20 protein-coding genes and 1 pseudogene are annotated in these 22,033 nt (G+C 61.9%); 7 read left to right on the top strand and 14 right to left on the bottom strand.

What is annotated here, in order from left to right:
* The first annotated feature begins 6 nt into the window (after positions 1-6).
* From BN1139_RS20270 to BN1139_RS20260, 3 genes are all read left to right on the top strand, one after another.
* Complete coding sequence (locus tag BN1139_RS20270) at positions 7-906, top strand: pirin family protein (protein WP_013723655.1); 900 nt, start codon at positions 7-9, stop codon at positions 904-906.
* On the top strand, positions 903-2,162 hold the full coding sequence (locus BN1139_RS20265; RefSeq protein WP_013723654.1) for an MFS transporter: 1,260 nt from the start codon (positions 903-905) through the stop codon (positions 2,160-2,162). The genes BN1139_RS20270 and BN1139_RS20265 overlap by 4 nt, the downstream gene beginning before the upstream one ends.
* A gap of 100 nt (positions 2,163-2,262) precedes the next feature.
* Positions 2,263-3,165, top strand: coding sequence for a LysR family transcriptional regulator (locus BN1139_RS20260; protein WP_013723653.1), 903 nt, complete (start codon positions 2,263-2,265; stop codon positions 3,163-3,165).
* Positions 3,166-3,289: 124 nt separating this feature from the next.
* Here the strand turns inward: BN1139_RS20260 and BN1139_RS20255 are convergent, their stop codons facing one another.
* The gene (locus BN1139_RS20255; protein ID WP_013723652.1) at positions 3,290-4,180 is read right to left on the bottom strand and encodes a LysR family transcriptional regulator; all 891 of its coding nucleotides are present in this window, start codon (positions 4,178-4,180) and stop codon (positions 3,290-3,292) included.
* Positions 4,181-4,281: 101 nt separating this feature from the next.
* On the opposite strand from BN1139_RS20255, the gene BN1139_RS20250 reads away from it, so the two are divergent.
* The 3 genes from BN1139_RS20250 to BN1139_RS20240 all read left to right on the top strand — a co-directional run bounded on the left by BN1139_RS20250 (position 4,282) and on the right by BN1139_RS20240 (position 7,673).
* Positions 4,282-4,920: an NAD(P)-dependent oxidoreductase gene (locus BN1139_RS20250; RefSeq protein WP_013723651.1), complete on the top strand. Its 639-nt coding sequence runs from the start codon at positions 4,282-4,284 to the stop codon at positions 4,918-4,920.
* Between the two features lie 425 nt (positions 4,921-5,345).
* Positions 5,346-6,383 (top strand): isopenicillin N synthase family dioxygenase, encoded by a 1,038-nt coding sequence (locus BN1139_RS20245; protein ID WP_013723650.1) that lies wholly within the window; start codon positions 5,346-5,348, stop codon positions 6,381-6,383.
* A gap of 126 nt (positions 6,384-6,509) precedes the next feature.
* Complete coding sequence (locus BN1139_RS20240) at positions 6,510-7,673, top strand: trans-sulfuration enzyme family protein (RefSeq protein WP_013723649.1); 1,164 nt, start codon at positions 6,510-6,512, stop codon at positions 7,671-7,673.
* Between the two features lie 112 nt (positions 7,674-7,785).
* Here BN1139_RS20240 and BN1139_RS20235 read toward each other — a convergent pair whose 3' ends face one another.
* The 3 genes from BN1139_RS20235 to BN1139_RS20225 form a co-directional block, all read right to left on the bottom strand.
* Positions 7,786-9,450: an AMP-binding protein gene (locus tag BN1139_RS20235; RefSeq protein WP_013723648.1), complete on the bottom strand. Its 1,665-nt coding sequence runs from the start codon at positions 9,448-9,450 to the stop codon at positions 7,786-7,788.
* Between the two features lie 98 nt (positions 9,451-9,548).
* Positions 9,549-9,827 carry a YfcL family protein gene (locus tag BN1139_RS20230; protein WP_005333639.1) on the bottom strand — a complete coding sequence of 93 codons (279 nt, stop codon included), beginning with the start codon at positions 9,825-9,827 and terminating at the stop codon, positions 9,549-9,551.
* Between the two features lie 99 nt (positions 9,828-9,926).
* On the bottom strand, positions 9,927-11,042 hold the full coding sequence (locus BN1139_RS20225) for an ATP-NAD kinase family protein (protein WP_013723647.1): 1,116 nt from the start codon (positions 11,040-11,042) through the stop codon (positions 9,927-9,929).
* A gap of 120 nt (positions 11,043-11,162) precedes the next feature.
* Between BN1139_RS20225 and BN1139_RS20220 the strand changes: the two genes are divergently transcribed.
* Entirely contained in the window at positions 11,163-11,900 is a 738-nt protein-coding gene (locus tag BN1139_RS20220; RefSeq protein WP_005352619.1) for a TerC family protein, read from the top strand.
* A gap of 95 nt (positions 11,901-11,995) precedes the next feature.
* On the opposite strand, the gene yfiB is transcribed toward BN1139_RS20220, so the two are convergent.
* From yfiB to BN1139_RS20165, 10 genes and pseudogenes are all read right to left on the bottom strand, one after another.
* On the bottom strand, positions 11,996-12,484 hold the full coding sequence (gene yfiB, locus BN1139_RS20215; protein WP_005333642.1) for an outer membrane lipoprotein YfiB: 489 nt from the start codon (positions 12,482-12,484) through the stop codon (positions 11,996-11,998).
* Between the two features lie 35 nt (positions 12,485-12,519).
* The gene (dgcN, locus tag BN1139_RS20210) at positions 12,520-13,749 is read right to left on the bottom strand and encodes a diguanylate cyclase DgcN/YfiN (protein WP_005352621.1); all 1,230 of its coding nucleotides are present in this window, start codon (positions 13,747-13,749) and stop codon (positions 12,520-12,522) included.
* The gene (yfiR, locus tag BN1139_RS20205) at positions 13,746-14,303 is read right to left on the bottom strand and encodes a regulatory sequestration protein YfiR (protein ID WP_005333646.1); all 558 of its coding nucleotides are present in this window, start codon (positions 14,301-14,303) and stop codon (positions 13,746-13,748) included. Before yfiR ends, dgcN begins: the two co-directional genes overlap by 4 nt.
* Positions 14,304-14,492: 189 nt before the next feature.
* Positions 14,493-16,040, bottom strand: coding sequence for a transcriptional regulator TyrR (tyrR, locus tag BN1139_RS20200; RefSeq protein WP_005333656.1), 1,548 nt, complete (start codon positions 16,038-16,040; stop codon positions 14,493-14,495).
* 154 nt (positions 16,041-16,194) lie between these two features.
* Positions 16,195-16,677: pseudogene (locus BN1139_RS20190) on the bottom strand (4a-hydroxytetrahydrobiopterin dehydratase); the annotation flags it as partial.
* 52 nt (positions 16,678-16,729) lie between these two features.
* Entirely contained in the window at positions 16,730-17,524 is a 795-nt protein-coding gene (gene phhA, locus BN1139_RS20185; protein ID WP_005352638.1) for a phenylalanine 4-monooxygenase, read from the bottom strand.
* A gap of 153 nt (positions 17,525-17,677) precedes the next feature.
* The gene (locus BN1139_RS20180) at positions 17,678-19,108 is read right to left on the bottom strand and encodes a gamma-aminobutyraldehyde dehydrogenase (protein ID WP_005352640.1); all 1,431 of its coding nucleotides are present in this window, start codon (positions 19,106-19,108) and stop codon (positions 17,678-17,680) included.
* A 29-nt stretch (positions 19,109-19,137) separates the two neighbouring features.
* Positions 19,138-19,965, bottom strand: coding sequence for an ABC transporter permease (locus tag BN1139_RS20175; RefSeq protein ID WP_005352644.1), 828 nt, complete (start codon positions 19,963-19,965; stop codon positions 19,138-19,140).
* A 35-nt stretch (positions 19,966-20,000) separates the two neighbouring features.
* Positions 20,001-20,969, bottom strand: coding sequence for an ABC transporter permease (locus BN1139_RS20170; protein WP_005346227.1), 969 nt, complete (start codon positions 20,967-20,969; stop codon positions 20,001-20,003).
* Positions 20,966-21,979 (bottom strand): ABC transporter ATP-binding protein, encoded by a 1,014-nt coding sequence (locus BN1139_RS20165; protein ID WP_005352647.1) that lies wholly within the window; start codon positions 21,977-21,979, stop codon positions 20,966-20,968. Before BN1139_RS20165 ends, BN1139_RS20170 begins: the two co-directional genes overlap by 4 nt.
* Between the last annotated feature and the right edge of the window lie 54 nt (positions 21,980-22,033).

The raw sequence follows: 22,033 nt of genomic DNA, 5'->3' as shown, positions 1-22,033 counted from the left end.
ATATCGATGACCAGACGCCTGAATCTCTCTGCCCCCGTCAAGGGCCAACCACTGCGCATTGGCAGCGGCTTTGAAGCACATCATTTTGGCGAACACTTTTTCAACGGTCTGATAGACCCCGTGGTGATGGTGGATCACTTCCAGATGACCGCCCCCACCTTCGAGCCCCATCCCCACGCCGGGATCTCTGCCGTCACCTATCTGTTCGAGGATTCGACGAGCCCCCACGTCAACTACGACTCCCTCGGCAATCAGGGCCCCATCGAACCGGGAGCGCTCCACTGGCTGGCGGCCGGGCGCGGGGCCGTGCATACCGAACAGCCGGAGGGGGCATCGCCCTATGTTCACGCCCTGCAGATCTTCGTCAACCTGCCTGCCCGTCAGAAGATGGCGTCGCCTTTTGCCGTCCACGCAGCCGCAGCCACCATCCCCGAGTTTCATGGCGAAGGGGTGCGAGTACGGGTGGTCGCAGGCCACAGCAACGGGATAACGGCACCACACTCGGTAGAACTGCCCCAACCCTTTACCCTGCTCGATGGCCATTGCGCGCCTAGCAGCCGCTTCACCCATCTGCTGGCGGCAGGCTGGAATGCCATGATCTATCCCCTAACCGGATCGCTGACCCTGCAGGCGGAGGGAGAGCGGCACCTCATCCCGGCAGGTCACGGGATGGGTGTCAGCCTCTCTGCCGATGGCGGCGAGGCGGTGGCTCTGCAGCTTGAGGCCACCGAGCCCTGCCACTTCGTGCTGCTCTCAGGCCAGGCGCTCAATGAACCCTTGGTCAAACATGGCCCCTTCGTCATGAACAGCCACGACGCCATTGCAGATCGGCTGCATGCCTATCAGCGCGGCGAATTTGGTCAGCTCAACGATGAGTGGCTGCGCAACGGCCAATATCGGCCATGAGCACGCTCATTAGCCACCAGCCACAAAGCACGCGCTGGCCTCTGGTCTTCCTCGCCATTTTTGCCGGTGCCAGCGGCGCCCTCTGCCTTGGCAAAGTGCCCGCCGTACTCGGCATACTGCGCAGCGAGCTGGGGCTGACACTGGTCGAAGCCAGCTATCTCGCCTCAGCTTTCAATACGCTGGCGATCCTCTTCAGCCTCTTTCTCGGCCTGTTGCTGACCCGCTGGAGTGGGCGGCAAACCGGGGTTGTCGGGCTTTTGGTTATCGTCACAGGCGGTGCGTTGGCGCTGCCCGCCACCGGGCTGGCCATGATGCTGCTGTCGCGCATTGTCGAGGGGATTGGCTTTTTGCTGGTCTCGGTGGCCATGCCCGCCTTTATCGTGGCGGTGACCCGGGAGGAGGATAAACGGCTGGCCATAAGCCTGTGGGCAGTCAACCTGCCCCTCGGGGCGGCGGCGGGTATGCTGCTCACTCCCTGGCTCACGGCGCAAGGTGGCTGGCGACTGGCCTGGCTGATCCTGATGATCCCGCAACTCTCTGCCCTGCTGCTTCTGCTCGCCAGTCGCTCGGCAGATGGGCTGCGGGTCTGGGCACCCCAAAACTTGATCAACTCGGGCCACCCGCTGCGCCAACTCACGGTGCTCCGGCAGAAGGCACTCTGGCGCTACGGGTTGGCGTTCACGCTCTACAGCCTGATGCTCTGGGCGCTCTTTGTCTGGCTGCCAACCATGTTGCAAGGCAGTCCCGGGATTGGCCAAAGCCAGATCGCCCTGCTTTCGGCGCTGGCGGTGGTCGCCAATATTCCCGGCAACCTGATGGGGGCATGGCTGCTGCGCAGGGGCGTAGCGCGAGATCGGCTCATCAGCTGGGCACTGGGCCTGATGGCGCTGTGCGGCATGCTCGCCTTCTGGCCCGGCCTGTCGCCGTGGTGGGCCTATGGACTCTGCCTCGCCCTCTCCCTGGCGGGCGGTATGGCGCCGCCGGCGATCCTCTCGTCTGCGCAGGGAGTGAGTCAGGGGCCGGTGCAACTGGCCATCGTGCAGGGCTTTTTTGTCCAGCTCGCCAACTTCGGTCAGCTGCTTGGCCCCCTGTTGCTGGCGGCCCTGATGACGGACAGCGGCCATTGGGGAAGCGCTCGCAGGCTCTTTCTGGGCGGCTTGCTGCTGGTCGCGCTACTCTATGCCGCGGGCCACCTGCCGGGCTCAAGCATGGCTGCAAAACAGGCTCGATCGCATTCGCGGCAAGATGAAAGGTGACGAATAGAGAGGGAAACATCACAGTTATCGCAGGGAATACTGGCCGGACAAGAGGCTGTTCAGTATGTTAACTGTTTAATCATGCTTAACGGTAGCCACCATGTCTCAAGTCGATCTCAATCTCTTTCGCGTCCTCGATGCGGTGATCCGCTATGGTGGTGTCACCACGGCCGCCGAGATGATGGAGATGACCCCCTCGGCCATCAGCCAAGCCATCAGCCGCCTGACCAGCCTGGTGGGCGAGCCGCTGTTTGTCCGCCAGGGACGCGGCATCACCCCCACGGCGCGAGCGCTCAGTCTGCACCACGAGATCATGGTGCCGCTGCACGACATGGAGCGCAGCCTGCAGCGCACCGATCTCTTTGATCCCCAGACCAGTCGGCGCACTTTTCGCATCGCGGGGGTGCCCGATATCGATATCTTCTTCCTGCCGGAGCTCAACAACCTGCTGCAGACCCAAGCCCCCAACTGTCAGCTGGAGTGGAACACCCAGGTGCAGGACGAAGCCCTGCGCCAGAACAGCCTCTATCTGCACAGCGTGGATCTGGTGCTGGCCACCAAGCCGATGGCGGAGCAGGGGATCGAAAACGAGCAGATCATGTCCCAGGCCCTGCGCATCGCCTGCCGCAAGGATCACCCCAGGATCCGCCAGGCCCCCGACATGGCCACCTTCTTCAACGAAAAGCACGTGGTATTGCAAACCAGGCGGCTCGACAGCTTGCTGCTCAACACCCTGACCAAGGCGCCGCTGCCGCCGCGCCAGATTGCCTACGAGAGCGACTCCCTGCTCACCGCTCTTCATCTGGTGAGTCGTACCGACTGGCTCTGCGTCGCCAGCCAGTGGCACATGGAGAAGCTGGGGCAGGCGCTGGATCTGGCCAGCTATCCCCTCCCCTGGCTCTCGGAGGATTGCCCCGTCTACATGAGTTGGCACAAGAGCTCCGGTCAGGATACCGGGCTTAATTGGCTCAAAGATCAGGTGCGAGCCGTCAGTTCGTTTTAAGTATGCTTAACAGTCAAGCATGCCCATCTCCTCATCCGGGCTATCGCTCTTCTCGACAAACCGCCTTATGGATAATTCCCCTTCAGGATAATCGGGGGCCTTTTCTCAACCATTAAGGCGCAGCTCATGACGACATCGTCGTGCCGAAATAGCTGCGCAGTGCCTCCACCACCCGCCGCACTTTCTCCGGGATCTCCCGCTGCGGCGTGATGGCGTGGATCTCCATCGGTGCCACCCGAAAACCGGGCAACAGTTCGAGCAGACGTCCTTGCGCCAGATCCTCGCCAATTTCTCCCTCCGGTTGCAGCGAGATCCCCTGCCCCGCCAGCGCAAACTGGCGCAAGGGCAACACGTTATTGCAGAGCACCTTGGCCTTGAACCTCACCCTGTGCTCGCCCCCCTTTTCATCCTGCAGCAGCAAACCGTTGCCCAGCATGTCGCCGCAAAGCCAGTCGTGGGTGGCCAGATCGTCGGGCATGCGCGGCGTCCCCTTGCGCGCCAGATAGGCGGGAGCGGCGCAGAGCAGCATCCGGGTTTGCCCCAGTTTGCGGGCCACCAGGGTCGAGTCGGGCAAGGTGCCGACCCGCAGTGCCACATCGATCCGCTCAGCAATCAGATCCCGCTTCTCGTCGTCGGCGATGATCTGGATGGTGAGGCCGGGGTGGGCCTGCAGCAGCGGCGAGAGGGCCAGCGCCAGCGGCTGGCCCGCCATCCCCACCGGGGCGGTGATCCGCACTTCCCCGAGCAGGGCGTCGCGCACCTCCGAGAGGCGCAGTTCGGTCTCGCTCAGAGTCTGCTGCAACGCCCGGCACCCTTGCCACACCACCTCTCCCGCCTCGGTCAGACTGAGACGACGGGTGGAGCGATGGAGCAGGGGCAGTCCGAGCAGGCTCTCCAGCTGACTGATATGCTGACTGACGGCGGAGGGGGTCATGCCAAGGGATTTGGCCGCCCCTGTCATGCTGCCCGCTTCCACCACGGCGGCGAAGATGGCGTAACGTCTGAACTGTTCCATTATTAAATCCAGCTTATAAGTGAATGCATTTTTGAGGTGATTATTAAATCATAAATGGCGGCGTAGGATAGCCCCATTCCAACAGTGAAGGAGAGTTCCCCATGAAGATTGCCCTGATCGGTGCCAGCGGTTTTGTCGGTTCAGCCATCCTGAACGAGGCCATCAGCCGCGGCCATCACGTCACCGCCATCGTCCGCGATGTCAGCAAGGTGGCCGCCCATCCGCAGGTCACCGCCATGGCGGTGGATGCCCAAAACCCGCAGGCATTGGCCGAGGTGCTCAAGGGGCACGATCGGGTGATCAGCGCCTACAACCCGGGCTGGACCACACCGGATATCTACGACCAGTACCTCAAGGGCGCCAACGCGATCGTCGCAGCAGCCAAAGCGGCCAACAGCTGGCTGCTGGTAGTAGGTGGCGCCGGCAGTCTGGAGGTTGCCCCCGGCGTGCAACTGGTGGATACCCCTGAGTTTCCGGCCGAGTGGAAACAGGGGGCGCTGGCGGCCCGCGACGGTCTCACCGCCCTGCGTCGTGAAACCACCCTCGACTGGCGCTTTGTCTCTCCCCCGGTGTTCCTCGAACCGGGCGAGAAGCGCGGCGGCTATCGGATTGGTGGCGATCAGGTGCTGTTCAGCGGCGAACAGCCTGCCGGGATCACCGCCGGTGATCTGGCTGACGGTGTGCTGAACGAGGTGGAAAAACCGGCTCACCAGCGCCAGCGCTTTACCCTGGGTTACTGAGAGCCAGCAGGCGGTTAAGGCCAGAATGCACGGTCACTCGCCTGTGCTTTCGGTCAGGTGAACACCCGCTCAACCAGAAGGGAGGCATCCGCCTCCCTTCTGTTTTGGCCATTTTCTGTTTTGGTCATTTTTGCCGCTGGCAGCTTGCCTCTGGTTATCACTCTCCCCCTCATCATTGCCCCTTTACCCCACAATGGCTGCGCAAAAAACCTTCAGCCCATTAATTGCCGAATTCCATTTCGAATTTTGTGTATAACTAAGAATAATTTGTTGTTTCCGTCTTGTAACACCGAACAGTAGCATCCCCTTTATCCCAGATGGCGCCACACTGTCGCGCCATCCCGTTTGCCGCTTATCAGGTCTGTCAACAGCGGAGGCAGTGCAAGAGATGGCGCCAGAGATAACGAAAGAGTGAGGAGGTGCACATGGAACATTCACCACTGCCGATCATCGATCTGGCTGCCCTCAACGGGGCGCCCGAGGTGCGTCGCCCCATGCTGGCCAGGCTGGCCGCGGCCGCCCGCGATGTGGGCTTTTTCTATCTGGTCGGCCACGGCTTGAGCAAGGTTGAGATGCTAGAGACCCTGGCGCTGGCAGAGCGCTTCTTTGCTTTGCCGGAGCAGGAGAAGCTGGCGGTGCAGATGGTCAACAGCCCCCACTTTCGCGGCTACAACCGGGTCGGTGCCGAGCTAACCCGCCAGCGGCCGGATCTGCGAGAGCAGTTCGATATCATGAATGAGGCGCAAGCCCTGCCTGCGGCGCAGATCCGTGACCCCTGGCAGCGGCTGATCGGCCCCAACCAGTGGCCGACCGCCCTGCCCGAGATGAAAGCCCATCTGCTGGCGTGGCAGGAGCGGCTGAGCGATATCACTCTGACCCTGCTCGCCGCTTTTGCCGAGGTGCTGGAGCAACCGGCCAACGTGTTTGACGACAGTATTCGCGGTGCCCCCTATCAGCATATGAAGCTCATTCACTACCCGGGGCAAGAGGCGGGGGGCAGCAGTCAGGGGGTCGGCGCCCACAAGGATCCCGGCTACCTGACGCTGGTGATGCAGGACAATCACTCGGGGCTTGAGGTCGAGACGGCCGACGGCTGGATCTCCGCACCGCCCCTGCCGGGGGCGCTGGTGGTCAATATCGGCGAGCTGCTGGAGCTGGCCTCCAACGGCTATCTCAAGGCGACCCTGCATCGGGTGGTGAGCCCGCCGTCCGGCGTATCGCGCCTCTCCTGCGCCTTCTTTATGGCGGCGCGGCTCGATGCCACCGTGCCCCTGCTCACCCTCTCCCCCGCGCTGGCAGCGCAGGCGCAAGGGCCGGAGAGTGACCCGACCAACCCGCTCTTTAATCAGGTGGGGGAGAACGTGCTGAAAGGGCGGCTGCGCTCCCACCCGGATGTGGCGGCCCGCCACTATGGGGAACCCGCTCGCCTCCCACGCACTGAAAGCGAAGCGATACCGGCCTGAGCAGCGCAGAGATCCGTCGGCGGATATATGCATAAGCCACAAGCAGCATGGATATACCCGCCCTGACAAAAACAACAAGCAACAAAACAAGTCATGGCCAGAGCCTGGCCATCACGGAGCAACACGATGAAATTCAAGACCATGAGCGTACACAGCGGCCAGCTGATCGACCCCCAGACCGGCGCCCTCACCACCCCGCTCTACCAGAGCAGCACCTTCAGCTACTTCAACGCCCAGGCGGGCAAGGATCGTTTCGCAGGTCAGGCCCCCGGCTTTATCTACAGCCGCTTTGGCAACCCCACCACCGCCGAGCTGGAGCAGAAACTGGCAGCCCTTGAAGGTGCAGATGAGGCGCTGGTGGTGGCGAGCGGCATGGCGGCGGTAAGCGCCATCATGTATGCGCTGGCCGACAGCGGCGATGAGGTGGCCTATATCGGCCCGCTCTACGGCGGCACCGATGCCTTCCTCAAGCAGACCTTCAGCCGCGCCGGCATCAAGGTCACCGCCTACGAGAGCGATCGGGATCTGCTGGCCAATATCCGCCCCGCTACCAAGGTGGTACTGTTCGAAACCCTGACCAACCCCACTCTCAAGGTGGTGGATCCGCGGCTGGTGGTGGAAGCGGCCCGCAAGGTGGGCGCTATTACGGTATGTGACAACACCTTCCTCACCCCCTACCTGCTGCGTCCGCTGGAACTCGGGGTCGATGTAGTGATGCACAGCGGCACCAAATATCTGGGCGGCCACGGCGACATCATCGCCGGGGTGGTGGCGGGCTCTCACGCCCTGATGAAGTCGATCCGCACCGTGGCCCTCAAGCATATCGGCTCCCCCATCGGCCCGCAGGAGGCCTACCTGCTGCAACGCGGGGTCAAGACCCTGCCGCTGCGGATGGATGCCCACCTGCACAATGCCCAGAAAGTGGCCGAGTTTCTGGCCGCCCACCCAGCAGTGAAGAAGGTGATCTACCCGGGGCTTGCCAGCCATCCGGGCCACGATGCTCTCAGCGCCTTCGCCAGCGGCTTTGGCGGCATGGTGAGCATTGAGCTGGCAGGCGGGTTTGAGCGCTGCGCTACCCTGCTCGACAACCTGCAGCTATTCGTGCAGGCGGTGAGTCTGGGGGACCTCGAGAGTCTGGCCTGCCATCCGGCCAGTACCACCCACGCCGCCATGGACGAGGCGAGCCGCCTCGCCGCCGGGGTCAACGACGACCTCATCCGCTTCAGCATCGGGGTGGAAGATGCGGACGATCTGATCGCCGATCTGGCCGCCGCGCTGGCGCAGATCTAACCGGGAGCACGCATCTCACTTGCCCGCCAAATGGCGGCGAGTGAGATGCCCCAAACACAACAACGGCCCATCAAGGGCCGTTGTTGTTTGTTGCGCTATGGAAAGACGGGATTTACTCCTCCCACACCACCACCTGGGATGAGGGCCAGCGATCCCCGACCTGGGCGTACTTTTGCTCCAGCAGGTGACGCTTGATCTTCATGGTGGGGGTCAGCACGCCGTTTTCGATATTCCAGGGAGTCTTCACTACCAGAATGCCGCGAATTTTGGCATGAGATTCCAGCTGATCGTTGACCCGTACCCGCGCCGCTTCCAGTCTGGCGTTGACCTCCTCCCGATTGCCCTTCATGGCGCTCTCGGCCAGCTGCACCAGCGCAATGGGCTGGGGCATGCCATAACCAATCACGCAGAGCTGTTCGATAATGGGCTCCTGACCCAGCAGCCCCTCGATGGGCACCGGCGCCACATACTTGCCCTTGGCGGTCTTGAACACATCCTTCATCCGGCCGGTGATGGTGAGATAACCCTCCTTGTCCAGCTTGCCCATGTCGCCGGTGTGGAGCCACCCCTCGGCATCGATGGCCTCGGCGCTGTGCTCGGGATCCTTGTAGTAACCCAGCATCATCCCTTCGCAGCGGCAGAGGATCTCCCCCTCGTCGGAGATCTTGATGGTCACCCCAATCCCCGCCTTGCCGACGGTGCCGATCTTGTCGGCGCGGAACGGGTAGTTGATGGTGGAGTAGGCATGGTTCTCGGTCATGCCCCAGGCTTCAGTCACCTTGAGACCGATGCTCAGATACCACTCAAGCAGCGCAGGGGAGACCGGCGCGGAGCCGCAGCCGAGTACCCGGGCCTGATCCAGTCCCAACCCCTTTTGCAGCTTGCGTTTGATCAGGCCGGAGATAAGCGGGATCTTGAGCAGCAACTCCAGTTTGTTCTGGGGCAGCTTCTCGTGGATCTTGATGCGGAACATGGCCCACAGACGTGGCACCGAGATAAAGACGGTGGGACGGCAGCGTTTGACATCTTCGATAAAGGTGTCGAGGGATTCGGGGAACGCGATAGTAGCACCGCCATAGAGGCTGCCGCCGTAGATGTAGACCCGCTCGGTAATATGGGCCAGCGGCAGGTAGGAGAAGCCCCGATCGGCCTGGCTCAGGCTCACCGTCTCCACCAGCTTCTCGCACGACCAGGCGTAACGCTCGACGCTCAGCATGGCCCCTTTCGGCTTGCCGGTACTGCCGGAGGTGTAGACCAGACTCAGCAGGGAGTCAGGGGCCTGCACCGGGCTGTCAGGGATCGGCTCGTGCGCTTCCAGCAGATCGTCCCACTGGTGGCTGGCCGGCATGGTGTCATAGGGGAAGGCGATGCGCAGCAGATCGGCGGGTACGCCCGCCTCCTGACTCTTCCAGTCATCCAGCTTGCCGACGAAGATCGCCTTGGCCTCGCTGTGGCGCAGCACATATTCGATGGTGTCGACGTTGGCAGTCGGGTAGATGGGCACGCTCACGTATTGCCCCATCTGCATCGCCAGATCGGCGATAAACCACTGGGCGCAATTCTTGGAGAGCAGCGCCACCTTGTCACCGGCCACCAGACCGAGGTGACGCAAGGCCGTCACCATCCGCCGCGCTTCATCGGCCACTTCACCCCAGGTGAAATCGACATATTCGCGATTGATAGTTTGACGCAGGTAGGTTCGATCAGGACACTGCCGCTCCCAGTGATAGAGCATCTCGAGCGGCAGTTTATTGGCAATGCGTGAGGAGGAGGCCATAGTTTAATCCCTGAAACAAAAGGCGAAACTTATTATTAACCTTTCACTAACTTCAGGGGAAGAATAAACTCAAACTTCAGTTTGAATTGTGTATCCGATCAAGCTTCTGCGTCTTGTTGCAAACGACTCCACATCGCCTGCACCAGTTTTTCATCCTCTTCAGAAAGCTCACCTTGCAAGATCGCCTCGTTGAGGCTGCGCAGCACATAGCTCTTGACGTCCCGCACCAGGGTCTTGCCTTCCAGCTCGGCCCGGGCAACGGCCAATGAGATATGACCTCGCAGGTAACCCCCCGCAAACAGCTCATCGTCGGTCGCGGTGGCAACCATGCTGTCGATCAGTCCCAACAACTTGTGCTCAAAATCGTGAATCGTCATGTAACGCAGCCTCATTTGCGGCAAAAAATTCGGGGGTATGGAACCGCAATCCGGTTGATTGCAGCTCTCTGGCGCCAGGCCAGCAGCGTCCTTGGCGTCCTATTCCGGGTTGGCCACCGGGTAGATGACCTGATCCTTGTATCCCGTGGTTATTCGCAGATAACCACGCAACGCCCGGTTTAATTCGGGATCATCGGTATCCACCAGCAGCGGCCTGCCCGCAAGGGCGGCAAGCTTGGCTTTGGTTGCCAGCACCTGGATATTGTCCAGCCCGACACACCGAATCACCTCTGGACTCAATTGCTGATTTCCGCGCCCGAACAGATGTCCCTGTCCGCCGATCAGGGTAATGATCAGTCGGCAGCGACGGCCGCGGATCCGGGTCAGGATCTCGGCGGCGCTGAGATCCTGCCCGATAAGTCGGCCATTTTCCACCAGATCCACACCGAGCAAAGTATTTTCCAGACCGAGCTCTGCCATACAGGCTGCCACCGTGCTGCCGGAGCCCATCAGATAGAGGGTATCGGGCTCCATCTGCTCCACCACACCGGCGGCGAGATCCGCCAACACCAGCTCTTCGGACTCCTTTCCCCCCTGCTTGACCGCCTGCACATAACGCAGATCGCCGGGCACCTTCAGCTGGCCGTAGTGGCGGGCCCGCACCTTGCCCGCGCGAAACGCCTCCTCGTCGATGTCGCGCACCTCGGCATCGATCAGGCTGAGCAGTTCCCCTGCGATCATCCGCGCCACCACCCGCCCGCTGGCGGCAGGCGTCACCCCGTAGACGCCGGAGTGGATCTTGCACCCCGCCGGAATGCCGAGCACATGGCAAGACTCCCCCACCGCGGCGCAGATATCCCGCGCCGTGCCATCGCCACCGGCAAACAGCAGCAGATCGACCCCGGCTTCGCGCATCAACTCGGCGGCGTGGCGGGTATCATCGGCCGAGGTGCTCTCCCCGACCGGTTGATAGATGACCCGACAGGGTAGTCCCAGAGATCGGGCTACCGTCTCCCCCATATCTCCCGCCACCGTCAGCAGTTCGAACGGGACATTCAGCTCGCACAGTAGCAACAGAGCTTGCCGCGCCCGCTCCTGCGCTTTGGGCACAGCGCCTCGGGCCAGCGCCTCGGCCACCACACCGTCACTGCCCTTGAGCCCCACTGCACCGCCAATCCCGGCGACCGGATTAATAATGAACCCTAATCGAAACATGCCTGCCTCCCTTGCGATGGCCACCATTTTTATCTTTTCCCCCCTCTGGGACAAGCAGTGGCGCCCCTGCTAGAATGCGCTGCTTCAATTTTCCAACCAATTTTCAACCAAGGTTCAATCATGCTGGAATGGGTTCTTGATCCCTCTGCCTGGGTCGCACTCGCCACCCTTACCCTGCTCGAGATCGTGCTGGGCATCGACAACATCATCTTTATCTCCATCCTGGTAGGTCGCCTGCCGGAGGCGCAGCGTCAAAAAGCGCGTATTCTGGGTCTGGGGCTCGCCATGGGTACCCGGATCCTGCTGCTGCTCTCGCTGGCCTGGGTGATGCGCCTCACCGATCCGCTCTTCACCGTGCTGGGTGAAGCCATCTCCGGCCGCGATCTGATCCTGCTGCTGGGGGGCCTGTTCCTCATCGGCAAGAGTGCCCACGAGATCCACGTCACCCTGGAAGGGGCGGCCGAGCCGGAGAGCGTCAGCAAAGCGGCCTCGGGCTTTATCAGCACCCTGATCCAGATCGCCATCCTCGATATCGTCTTCAGCCTCGACTCGGTGATCACCGCGGTCGGCATGGCAGATCACGTGCCGGTGATGGTGCTGGCCATCATGATCGCCGTCTTCATCATGATGTTTGCCGCCAAATCCATCGGTGATTTCGTCGATGCCCACCCCACCATCAAGATGCTGGCCCTCTCCTTCCTCACCCTGGTGGGTTTCGCCCTGATGGCCGAGGGGATGGACCTGCATATTCCGAAGGGCTACATCTACTTCGCCATGGCCTTCTCGCTGGTGGTGGAGATGATCAACATCCGCCTGCGCAGCCATCACGACAATAACGGGCAAAATAGCGCGCAGTAACCCTGCCCCACATGCCCCCGCGACCCCAGCTGTCGCGATCAAAAAGAGCGCCGATCGGGCGCTCTTTTTTTATGGGTAACGAAACGATGAAAGGGTTATTGATCGCTGATGACGATGGCAACCCGGCGGTTGGCGGCCCGGCCCTCTCTGGTCTTGTTATCCGCCAGCGGCATGGTCTCGCCACGGCCATGGATCTCCAGATTGGCTGGCTTCATGCCGACCGAGACCAGCACATCGGCCACCGACTGAGCCCGCTTCAGGGAGAGCTGCTGGTTGTAGCTGCTCTCGCCGGTATTGTCGGTGTGGCCATCCACCCGCGCCTTGTCCAATCCTACGCCAAGCAGTGTTTTACCCAGTTTTTCAACGGATTGGCGAGTCTGGGGATTGAGCGCCCCCACGTTGTTGGCAAACAGCACCCGGTTGGCCAGATCCAGCGTCCACCCCTCATCGGTCAGATAAAAGCCCTGCTCCTTGAGCACGGCGATCTGCTCCGGGGTCAACCCCTTGGGCGCGCTCTGGCAACCGGCCAGCAGCGACAACATCAACCCCAGCAGGGTCACTTTCAACAGGTGGGTGATCTTCATGGTTTGCTCCTTGTTTATGTTGTTATTCTTGCCAGTCAGGCGATGGTTTGCTGTTCGCTGCGGCGCGCCCGTTTCGCCAGATACATGGCCGCATCGGCCTGATCACACAGCACGCTGGCACTCATGCCCGCCTGATAGACGGCAAAGCCGACACTCACCTCGGCCACCAGCTGACGACCGTCACGCAGCGCCACCGGTTCGCTCATCGCCTGCTGGATGCGGCCAATCACCTCTTCCACCTCATGCTGTCGCTGGAGTGGGCCAACCAGCACCGCAAACTCGTCACCACCGAGGCGAAAAACCAGATCATCCGGACGCAGCTGATGTTGTACCCGTCTTGAGAGCGCGATCAGCACATCGTCACCGGCGTTATGCCCCAGCGTGTCATTAATTTGCTTGAAACGATCGCAGTCGAGATAGAGCAGCGCAAACCCCTCTTGCTCGCCGAGGGAGATGGCCTGCGCGAGCCGCGCTTCAAACAGGGCGCGATTGGGCAGTCCGGTGAGGGCATCGTGAGTCGCCTGATGGAGCAGGCTGGCATTTTCGCGGGCCTGCTGGGCCTGCCAGGCTTGCAGCTCGTCCAGCAGGGAGTTGAAGTCATCCCCCAGCTCGTTAATCTCGACGATATCGGCCGGTGGCGCCCGCATCCCCAGGGTGCGCTGTCGGCGTACCGAGTGGGCGACAAGTGCCAGTTTGCGCAGCGGTGCGGTGATGGAGACCTGCATCCGGTCAGCCACATAGAGAGCCACCATGGCGCTCAGCATCAGGCAAACCACCATCGCCAGCAGCGCCGAGAGCAAAAACAGCAACAGGTATTCACCGTGGCCGCGCAGCTCGATGGTGGCGATCTGCTCCCCCCCCCTCAGCATGGGGAGTTTGACAGGCCCCGGCATCAGCAGTTGGGCCAGATAGTCTTCGAGCGTCACCAGCGGGTTGCTTCTGGGGCGCTCCCAACTGGCGAGCAGCTGGCCATTGGTCAGCACGATAGTGGCTTCGGCCACCTCTTCCTTGGCAACGATGCCGCTAAGTGCCTCGCTCGCCGCCTCCTCATCGTGGAACACCACCGCCGCCTCGGCGCTGTAGCTGATGGCGCGGGCTACCAGCTCCAGATTGTGGTCGGCGTAAAAACGCACTACCAGCAGGGCCACCAGAGTAAAAAAGAGTCCTGCCACGCTGACGGCTGTGATGGCGGCCACCAGATGGGTTCGCCCCAAGCTCTGATGCAGGGTCAGACGGCGGGGAGCCGCGCTCACCTGTCGTCTCATGGAACCCCCTTGTCGGCATGGGCCAGCTTGAGCACGGCGGGATGCACCCGCACGCCGCTCAGGGCCAGAGCATCGAGATTCACTTTAAACCGCACCCGCACGCTGTCCGGCGAGGTCTGCAGGCAGAACACCGAGCTGGTGGAGCAGTCGTGGTTGTATTCGCTGATGCTGAGCACTGGGTGTCCCTGCAGGCGGGCAAACAGCGCAATCCGGGTCGGCTCGTCGAGTACCCCCAGATAGAGCACATCGCAGTGATCGCTGATGGCCGGATCGCTCGCCTCGTAACGATGGACCTGCACGGTACGGCCATTGGCCTGACGATCGATGGTAAAGAGGGCGCCGGCATATTCGGTCGGCGCCGCCACGCACATACGCAGCACCGCAGGTTCGGTGGGCCAGCGGGTGTAACTCATGATATCGAGCACCAGCTCCCTGACCGCCGTCGCCCGGCTCTCCGCGGCCGTTTCCGCCAGCGCGCGGGGCAACAGCAGGCCAAACGCAACCAACAGGAGCGCCAGACGGGCAGTTAAACGGGGGGAAAAGAGTAACAGCATGATCGGGAGGTGGTCGCCTTGACAATACCGCTGCTATGGCATTGCGGTTCGGGTACATGAACCCAGATAGTAAGTTGGCTGACACTGGCCTGACAAGTCTCACCCCGCCATCATCTACCGAGTTCGTGTAAAGAAAACGGAGAGCCCGTCTGGTAACGGGCTCTCTGGTGGCAGGCAGCAAGGCGGAAATCACTTCTTGCTGATGCCGTATTCCCGCAGCTTGTTGGCGATGGCGGTATGCGACACGCCCAGGCGTTTGGCCAGCTGGCGCGTCGATGGGAAGGCGGGATAGAGCCGGGCCAGCAGCTGGCTCTCGAAGCGCTTCACCGCATCGTCGAGATTCCCCTCAAACCACTCGTCGATCAGCGGCATGGTATCGGCCGCCACCGGCAGGTCGATCTGCTCGGGCCCCAGCTCATCCCCTTCCAGCAGGGTCATGGCACGGTAGAGACAGTTGCGCAGCTGACGCACGTTGCCCGGCCAGCGGTAGGCGGTCAGGTAGTCGGCCATGTTGCGGGTAAAGCGCGGACGGGGTCGCTGCAACTCGCTGGCAAAGCGGGAGACAAACTGCTGGGCCAGCACCATGATGTCCGCCTTGCGCTCGCGCAGGGGTGGCAGCGCCAGACTGAGCACGTTGAGGCGATAGTAGAGATCCTCGCGGAAGGTTCCTTCGTGCACCAGATCCAGCAACTGCTTCTGGGTGGTGCAGATGAAACGCACGTTGACCTTCACCTCCTGCTCGTCACCGACCCGGCGGAACACCCCATCCTGCAGCACCCGTAAAAACTTGGTCTGCAGATGGGGAGACATGTCGCCGATCTCGTCCAGCATCAGGGTGCCGCCGCTCGCCAGCTCCAGCACGCCGCGCTTGCCCTCGGTGTTGTTGCCAAAGGCGCCGGGGGCATAACCAAACAGCTCGCTCTCGGCCACGTTATCGGGCATGGCGGCGCAGTTGAGGGCCATAAAGGGGTGGCTGGAGCGCAGGCTGGCCCCGTGACAGGCACGGGCCAGCAGCTCCTTGCCGGTACCGGTCTCACCGACAATCAGCAGCGGCGCGTCCTGCATCGCCAGTTTGCGCGCTTGCGACAGCACCTCTTTCATCTTGGGACTCTCGGCCTGCAGATGCTCGAAGCCCCCCACTTCCACCGCATGAAGCGCGCTGAAGTGCAGGCCGACCCGGCGGGCAGATTTGAGCACCACCACGGCCCCGGCCAGCGCCTGCTTGCCGCGGGCTTCTGCCACGAACAGCGGCATCAGATCTGCCAGATACTCTTCGCCATTGAAACTGAGCTTGCAGGTCTGCGGCTTGATCTCGCTCGCCTCCAGCCAGCGGGTGAAGGAGAAACCCTTGACCAGCGAACCGAGCGCCACGCCGCGCACCTCCTCCACCGGCAAGCCGAGGGTGGTGAGGGCAGACTGGTTGGCCTGGGTCACCTTGCCCTTGCTGTCGAGGGAGAAGACCAGATCCGGCAGCGCCTTGAGCAGCGCCTCGATCTCGTGATGCTCTCGCTCGGAAGGCATGTAGGGGATGGTCTTGACGTCGTAGACGCCGGGAATGCGGCGGATCTCCGGCATCAGGTGCTGAAAATCACTGAACTCCAGCTCGGGAAAGTTGAGATAGATGATGCCTGAGGTATCGATTTCGATGCCGCGCAGATCGATATTGTGCTCCACCAGGCGGTCGAGCAGTTCCCGGGTCAGGCCCAGGCGGTCTTCACAGCTGACTTCAAGACGCATTCGGGACACACTTCCTAGCTAACTCTATGAATGAGCGGATAATACAGTCTCGATCCCCCCAGTGCGAGCGCCAGCCCATAAAAATGCGGGCCTGCCCCGCTTTCGCAGGCAGGCCCGGGTCAACCGATGACGCTGGTGTGGGGTTCGATTACCGGAGCAACTGATCGGTGCGCGCCGCCATGATGAAGTCGTTGCGATGCAAACCGCCGATCTTATGCATCCACCAGCTGACGGTCACCTTCCCCCATTCGGTCAGAAATGCAGGAAGGGGGATACTCCGCCTCAACCTGTTCTCAGATTATCTGGGCAATTGGTCTGTACGCGCAGCCATGATGAAGTCGTTGCGGTGTAATCCGCCGATCTTGTGGGTCCACCAGCTGACGGTCACCTTCCCCCACTCGGTCAGGATGGCCGGATGATGGAACTCCGCTTCCGCCAGCTCGCCCAGGCGGTTGGTGAAGGCCAGCGCCTCTTTGAAGTTGCGAAACGTAAATTCCCGCCGCAGTTGCAGCGCTCCCTCCTCCACCAGCGGCTGCCAGTCGGGAATAAGCTGCATCAGCTCGCGCAGCTCCTCATCGCTCACCTTGGGGGCATCGGCGCGGCACGCTTCACACTGCTGGCTGGCCAGTTCGGACATAAGTTACTCCTGCTTGAATTAATGAAAATGAAATAGAGTTGTTTGCCTTTGGTCAGCTCGCCTGTTTGCCAGCGGGAACCTCAAAGCGCGGCGGATAGAGGCCAAGACGACTGGCCTCCGCCAGAGCAGCCATGATCTCCTCCCCGGTCAGCTGGTAGAGATGATCGAGACTCGGCAGCACAAAATAGGTGGGCTGCATGATGTCGATACGATAGGGAGTGCGCAGCACGGTCAACAGATCGAAAGGTTGCAGCAGCGGCTGGCCGGAGAGGGCATAAGCTGTCTCGCCGATAGAGGAGAGAATGCCGCCACCGTAGATACGCAGCCCGTCGGGCGTTGCCAAGAGGCCAAACTCCACGGTGAACCAGTAGAGCCGCGCCAGAAAAACCCGCTGATCCTTGCTCGCCTGCTGCCCCAACTGACCGTATAGGTGGGTGAAGTGGGCAAAGGCCGGATTGGTCAGCATGGCGCAGTGGCCAAAGATCTCGTGAAAGATATCGGGCTCTTGCAGGTAGTCGAGCTCGTCCCGGCGCCGGATAAAGGTCGCCACCGGAAACTGGCGATTGGCCAGCAGGGCGAAGAAGCGATCGAACGAGATAAGCGCAGGCACCGCCGCCACCGACCAGCCGGTCGCAGGCTGCAAGACAGCGTTAATCTCGGCCAGCTGGGGGATGCGATCACGGGGCAGCCCCAGCCTGTCGAGACCGGCCAGATACTCGTTACACCCCTTGCCAGCAAGAGCGGCGAACTGACGTTCGATCAGGATCTGCCAGGTGCCGTGCTCTTCGTTGCTGTAGTGGATCACCCCGTCAGCATCCGGCTGGTGGGCGGTGTAGAAGGTTGCCATAGCGGTTCCATCCTCTGGCGCCACATCAAGGCGCCTTGCCGTTTCATCACGATTTCACTGTAACGAAATGGCAACAAAAAAAGCAGCCGACCCATGAGTCGGCTGCCGGAAACAGTTGTAAATAAATTGTGACAACCAGCTAACCAATCCCCACTACAACTTGACCATGATATGGCGCGGCACAGTGTAATCCTCCAGTGCATAGAGGGAGAGATCCTTGCCGTAGCCCGACATCTTCATGCCGCCATGAGGCATCTCGGAGGTGAGCATGAAGTGGGTGTTGATCCAGGTGCAACCATATTGCAGGTGGCTGGCCACCTTGCTGGCGAGGCTCAGATCCTTGGTCCAGACCGACGAGGCGAGGCCATAGTCCGAGTCGTTGGCCCACTGCACCACCTGCTCGGCATCGTTGAAACGGGTCACCGACACCACGGGGCCAAACACCTCGCGCCGCACGATCTCATCCTCCTGCCGGGCCCCGACAATCAGGGTCGGCTCGAAGAAGAAGCCGTTGCCGGGACGGATCTTGCCCCCCGCCGTCACCTCCACATGACCGCTGCTCTGGGCCCGCTCGACAAAGCTGGCGACCCGGTTGCGCTGTCTGTCCGAGATGAGCGGCCCCATCTCGACCCCCTCCTCGTACTGGCTGCCCACCTTGATGGAGGCCACCGCATCGGTCATGGCGGCGACGAACTTGTCGTAGATCTTGCCCTGGGCATAGATACGGCAGGCGGCGGTGCAATCTTGCCCTGCATTGTAAAAACCGAAGGTGCGAATGCCCGCCACTACGGCTTCCAGATCCGCATCGTCGAAGATGATCACCGGTGCCTTGCCCCCCAGCTCAAGGTGGGTGCGCTTCATGGTACGGGCGGCACTCTGCAGGATCTTCTGGCCGGTGGCGATATCGCCGGTGAGCGACACCATCCGCACCAGCGGGTGCTCCACCAGCGGCGCCCCCACACTCTCGCCCCGCCCGCAGATGACGTTGATAACGCCGCGGGGGAAGATCTCGCTGGCCAGTTCGGCAAGACGCAGGGCGGTAAGCGGGGTCTGCTCGGAGGGTTTGAGCACCACCGTATTGCCCGCCGCCAGCACCGGCGCCATCTTCCAGGCCGCCATCATCAGCGGGTAGTTCCAGGGGGCGATACTGCCCACAACACCTATAGGATCACGGCGGATCATGCTGGTGTGCCCCTCGAGATACTCCCCCGCCAGCGGCCCTTGCAGGCAGCGGGCCGCCCCGGCAAAGAATCGGAAGCAGTCCACCACTGCGGGCAGCTCGTCGTTTAGCACTGCCAGATAGGGTTTGCCGCAGTTGAGGGATTCAAGCGCCGCGAACTCCTCGGCGTGGCGTTCGACGAGATCCGCCAGACGCAGCAGCAGGTTGCTGCGCTGGGCAGGGGTAGTGCGGCTCCACTGGGCGAAGGCGCGCTGGGCACCGTTCACCGCCCGGTTCACCTGTTCGAACGAGGCTTCGGGTACAGAGGCGATCTGTTCGCCGTTAGCCGGGTTGAGAATGGGTTCGGCCTGCCCCTCGCCGGTCACAAACTGGCCATCAATCAAGAGTTGGGTTGAGAGTTTCATGGTTGCATCCTTGCGCACGCGTTGAGTCATCATTTGCCACTGCCAGCGACATCGTGGGTGTCGCGAGTGAGGTAGTAGGCAAGCAAAATGGGGATAGTGGTGAAGGCCACTATGATGAGGGCCACCACGTTGGTGACCGGCCTGTCTCGGGGGCGGATCAGCTCCTGATACATCCAGATGGGCAGCGTGGTCTGCTGGCCCGCCGTGAAGGTAGTGACAATCACTTCGTCAAAGCTCAGGGCAAAGGCCAGCATGCCCCCCGCCAGCAGCGCCGTGGCCAGATTGGGCAGGATCACGTAGCGCAGGGTCTGGAAGCCGTCGGCCCCGAGATCCATCGACGCCTCGATGAGGCTCTGGTTGGTGCGGCGAAAACGGGCCAGCGCATTGTTGTAGACCACCACCACGCAAAAGGTGGCGTGGCCGATAACGATGGTCCAGAAGCTGAACGGGATCTCCATCAGGCCGTAGGCCGAGCGCAGCGCGATACCGGTGACGATACCGGGCAGCGCGATGGGCAGCACCAGCAAGAGCGACACCACCTCCTGACCGAAGAAGCGGCTGCGGGCAATGGCCCCTGCCGCCAAGGTGCCGAGGATCATGGCTGCCAACGTCGCCAGCCCCGCGACCTCCAGCGACAGCTGGATGGCACGCCACACATCGGGGCGATTGAGGGTCACCTCGAACCACTTGAGGGTGAGCCCGGGGGGCGGAAACTGGTAACTCTTGCTCTCGCTGGTGAAGGCGTAGAGGAAGATAAACAGAATGGGAAAGTGCAGGAACAAGAGTCCACCGATGGCGGCGTACTTGAGCAGGCCCGAAGGGCGCTCTCCCTGACGGCTCACTGAGCTAGCTGACATGACGGCCTCCTTGCTGCCGGTTCAAAGAGATAGAGTCAAAGCGCATCAAAGGCTCCTAACCGTTTCGCAATCGCCAGATAGATGGCGATGATAAGGATCGGCACCAGCGAGAAGGCGGCGGCAAAGGGCAGATTGCCCGCCGTTCCCTGCTGCATGTAGACCACCTGACCGATATACATGGTCGAGTTGCCGATGATGCCGGGGATGATGTAATCACCGAGGGTCAGCGAGAAGGTGAAAATGGAGCCCGCCACCACACCGGGCAACGCCAGCGGCAGGATCAGGTTGCGAAAGGTCTGGGCGGGTGTCGCCCCCAGATCGCTGCTCGCCTCCAGCAGGGATCGCGGTATACGCTCCACCGCTGCCTGAATGGGCAGGATCATGAAGGGCAGCCAGACATAGACGAACACGATAAAGGTGCCGAGCCGCGAAAAAGAGAGCGACGGGCCACCTATCACCGGCAGGGAGAGGATGGCATCGAGCAGCCACTCCAGCCCCATGCTGTCGGCCAGCCAGCTCACTACCCCCTCCTTGGCCAAAATCAGCTTCCAGGCATAGACCCGCACCAGATAGCTGGACCAGAGCGGCAGCATGATCCCCACATAGAACAGCGCCCGGGTCTTGCCACTGGTGTAGCGTGCCATGTAGTAGGCAACCGGAAAACCGAGCAGGGCGCAGGCCAGGGTCACCAGCAGCGACATGCCGACGGTGCGGCCGATCACATCCAGATTCTCCGGTCGCAGCAGGGCGACGAAGTTTTGCAGCCCCAGCTCGTGGCGCACCTGACCGCTGAACTCGTCCAGCCCGAACAGAGAGTTGGAGAGCAGCATCAGCAAGGAGCCGACATAGATGATGCCAAGCCACAGCAGCGGCGGCCCCAGCAGGATCGCCAGCAGCAGGCCGGGTCGACCATAGAGCAGGGTCGAGAGGCGCCGCAGCGGCCTGAAACGGGCAGGTTCGGGCTGATGGTTCATGGCAAGACTCGCACTGTGAGGGGCACTCATGGCTGCGCCCCCTGATGGGCGCCGCTCAGGCGATGGATGGCCTGCTCCGGCCAGCTGAGGCTGACCCTGCAGCCACGGGCCAGACGGGCCTGCCCCTCATTGGGGTGGTTGACGATGATCTCGAGCTGCTCCCCGAGATCAACCCGATAACGGACGAAGGGACCCAGATACTCCACCTCGCGGATCTCCCCCGACCAGCCCGGCGTGCCCGCCTCAGCGAGCCGGATCCGCTCCGGGCGCACCATCATCTGGCTGCCGTCACCGCACAGCCGTCTGGCCTGCTCCCCTTCGAACAGATTGACGGTACCGACGAAGCGGGCCACAAACGGCGTCGCCGGAGCGTCGTAGATGGTATCGGGCGCAGCGATCTGCTCGATCTTGCCCTGACTGAAGATGCAGATCCGGTCGCTCATGGAGAGCGCCTCCTGCTGATCGTGGGTGACGAAGATAAAGGTGATGCCCAACTGGCGTTGCAACGCCTTGAGCTCAAGCTGCATCTGCTCGCGCAACTTGAGATCGAGGGCCCCCAGCGGCTCGTCCAGCAGCAGGATGCGTGGCTGGTTGATAAGCGCCCGGGCGATGGCGATGCGCTGGCGCTGGCCGCCGGAGAGCTGGCTTGGTCGGCGCTTGCCGACCCCGGGCAGTCGCACCAGCTCCAGCATCTCGTCCACCTTGCGGTAACGCTGTGCCTTGGCGACCCCCTTGAGCATCAGGCCATAGCCGATGTTGTCGCGCACATCCATGTTGGGAAACAGGGCATAGTCCTGAAACACGGTGTTGAGGTTGCGATCATAGGGCGGCACGGTCGAGCAGGGTTCGCCAAACAGGCTGATCTCCCCGTCGCTCGGGTACTCGAAGCCCGCGATCATCCGCAGGCAAGTGGTCTTGCCGGAACCGCTCGGCCCCAGCAGGGTAAAGAATTCCCCGGAGGGGATCTGGAAAGAGATGTCATCGACCGCCTTCACCTCGCCATAGTGGCGACTGACCCGGTCAAATTGTACGGCGTTCATGGGGCGTCCTTGTCTGTACTGGGATGGGCCGGACTCCTGTCCGGCCCGCTTGAT

The sequence above is a fragment of the Aeromonas veronii bv. veronii genome (assembly GCF_000820225.1).
GTDB classification, from domain to species: Bacteria; Pseudomonadota; Gammaproteobacteria; order Enterobacterales; family Aeromonadaceae; genus Aeromonas; species Aeromonas veronii.
This window is presented reverse-complemented; position numbering and strand designations above follow the sequence as displayed.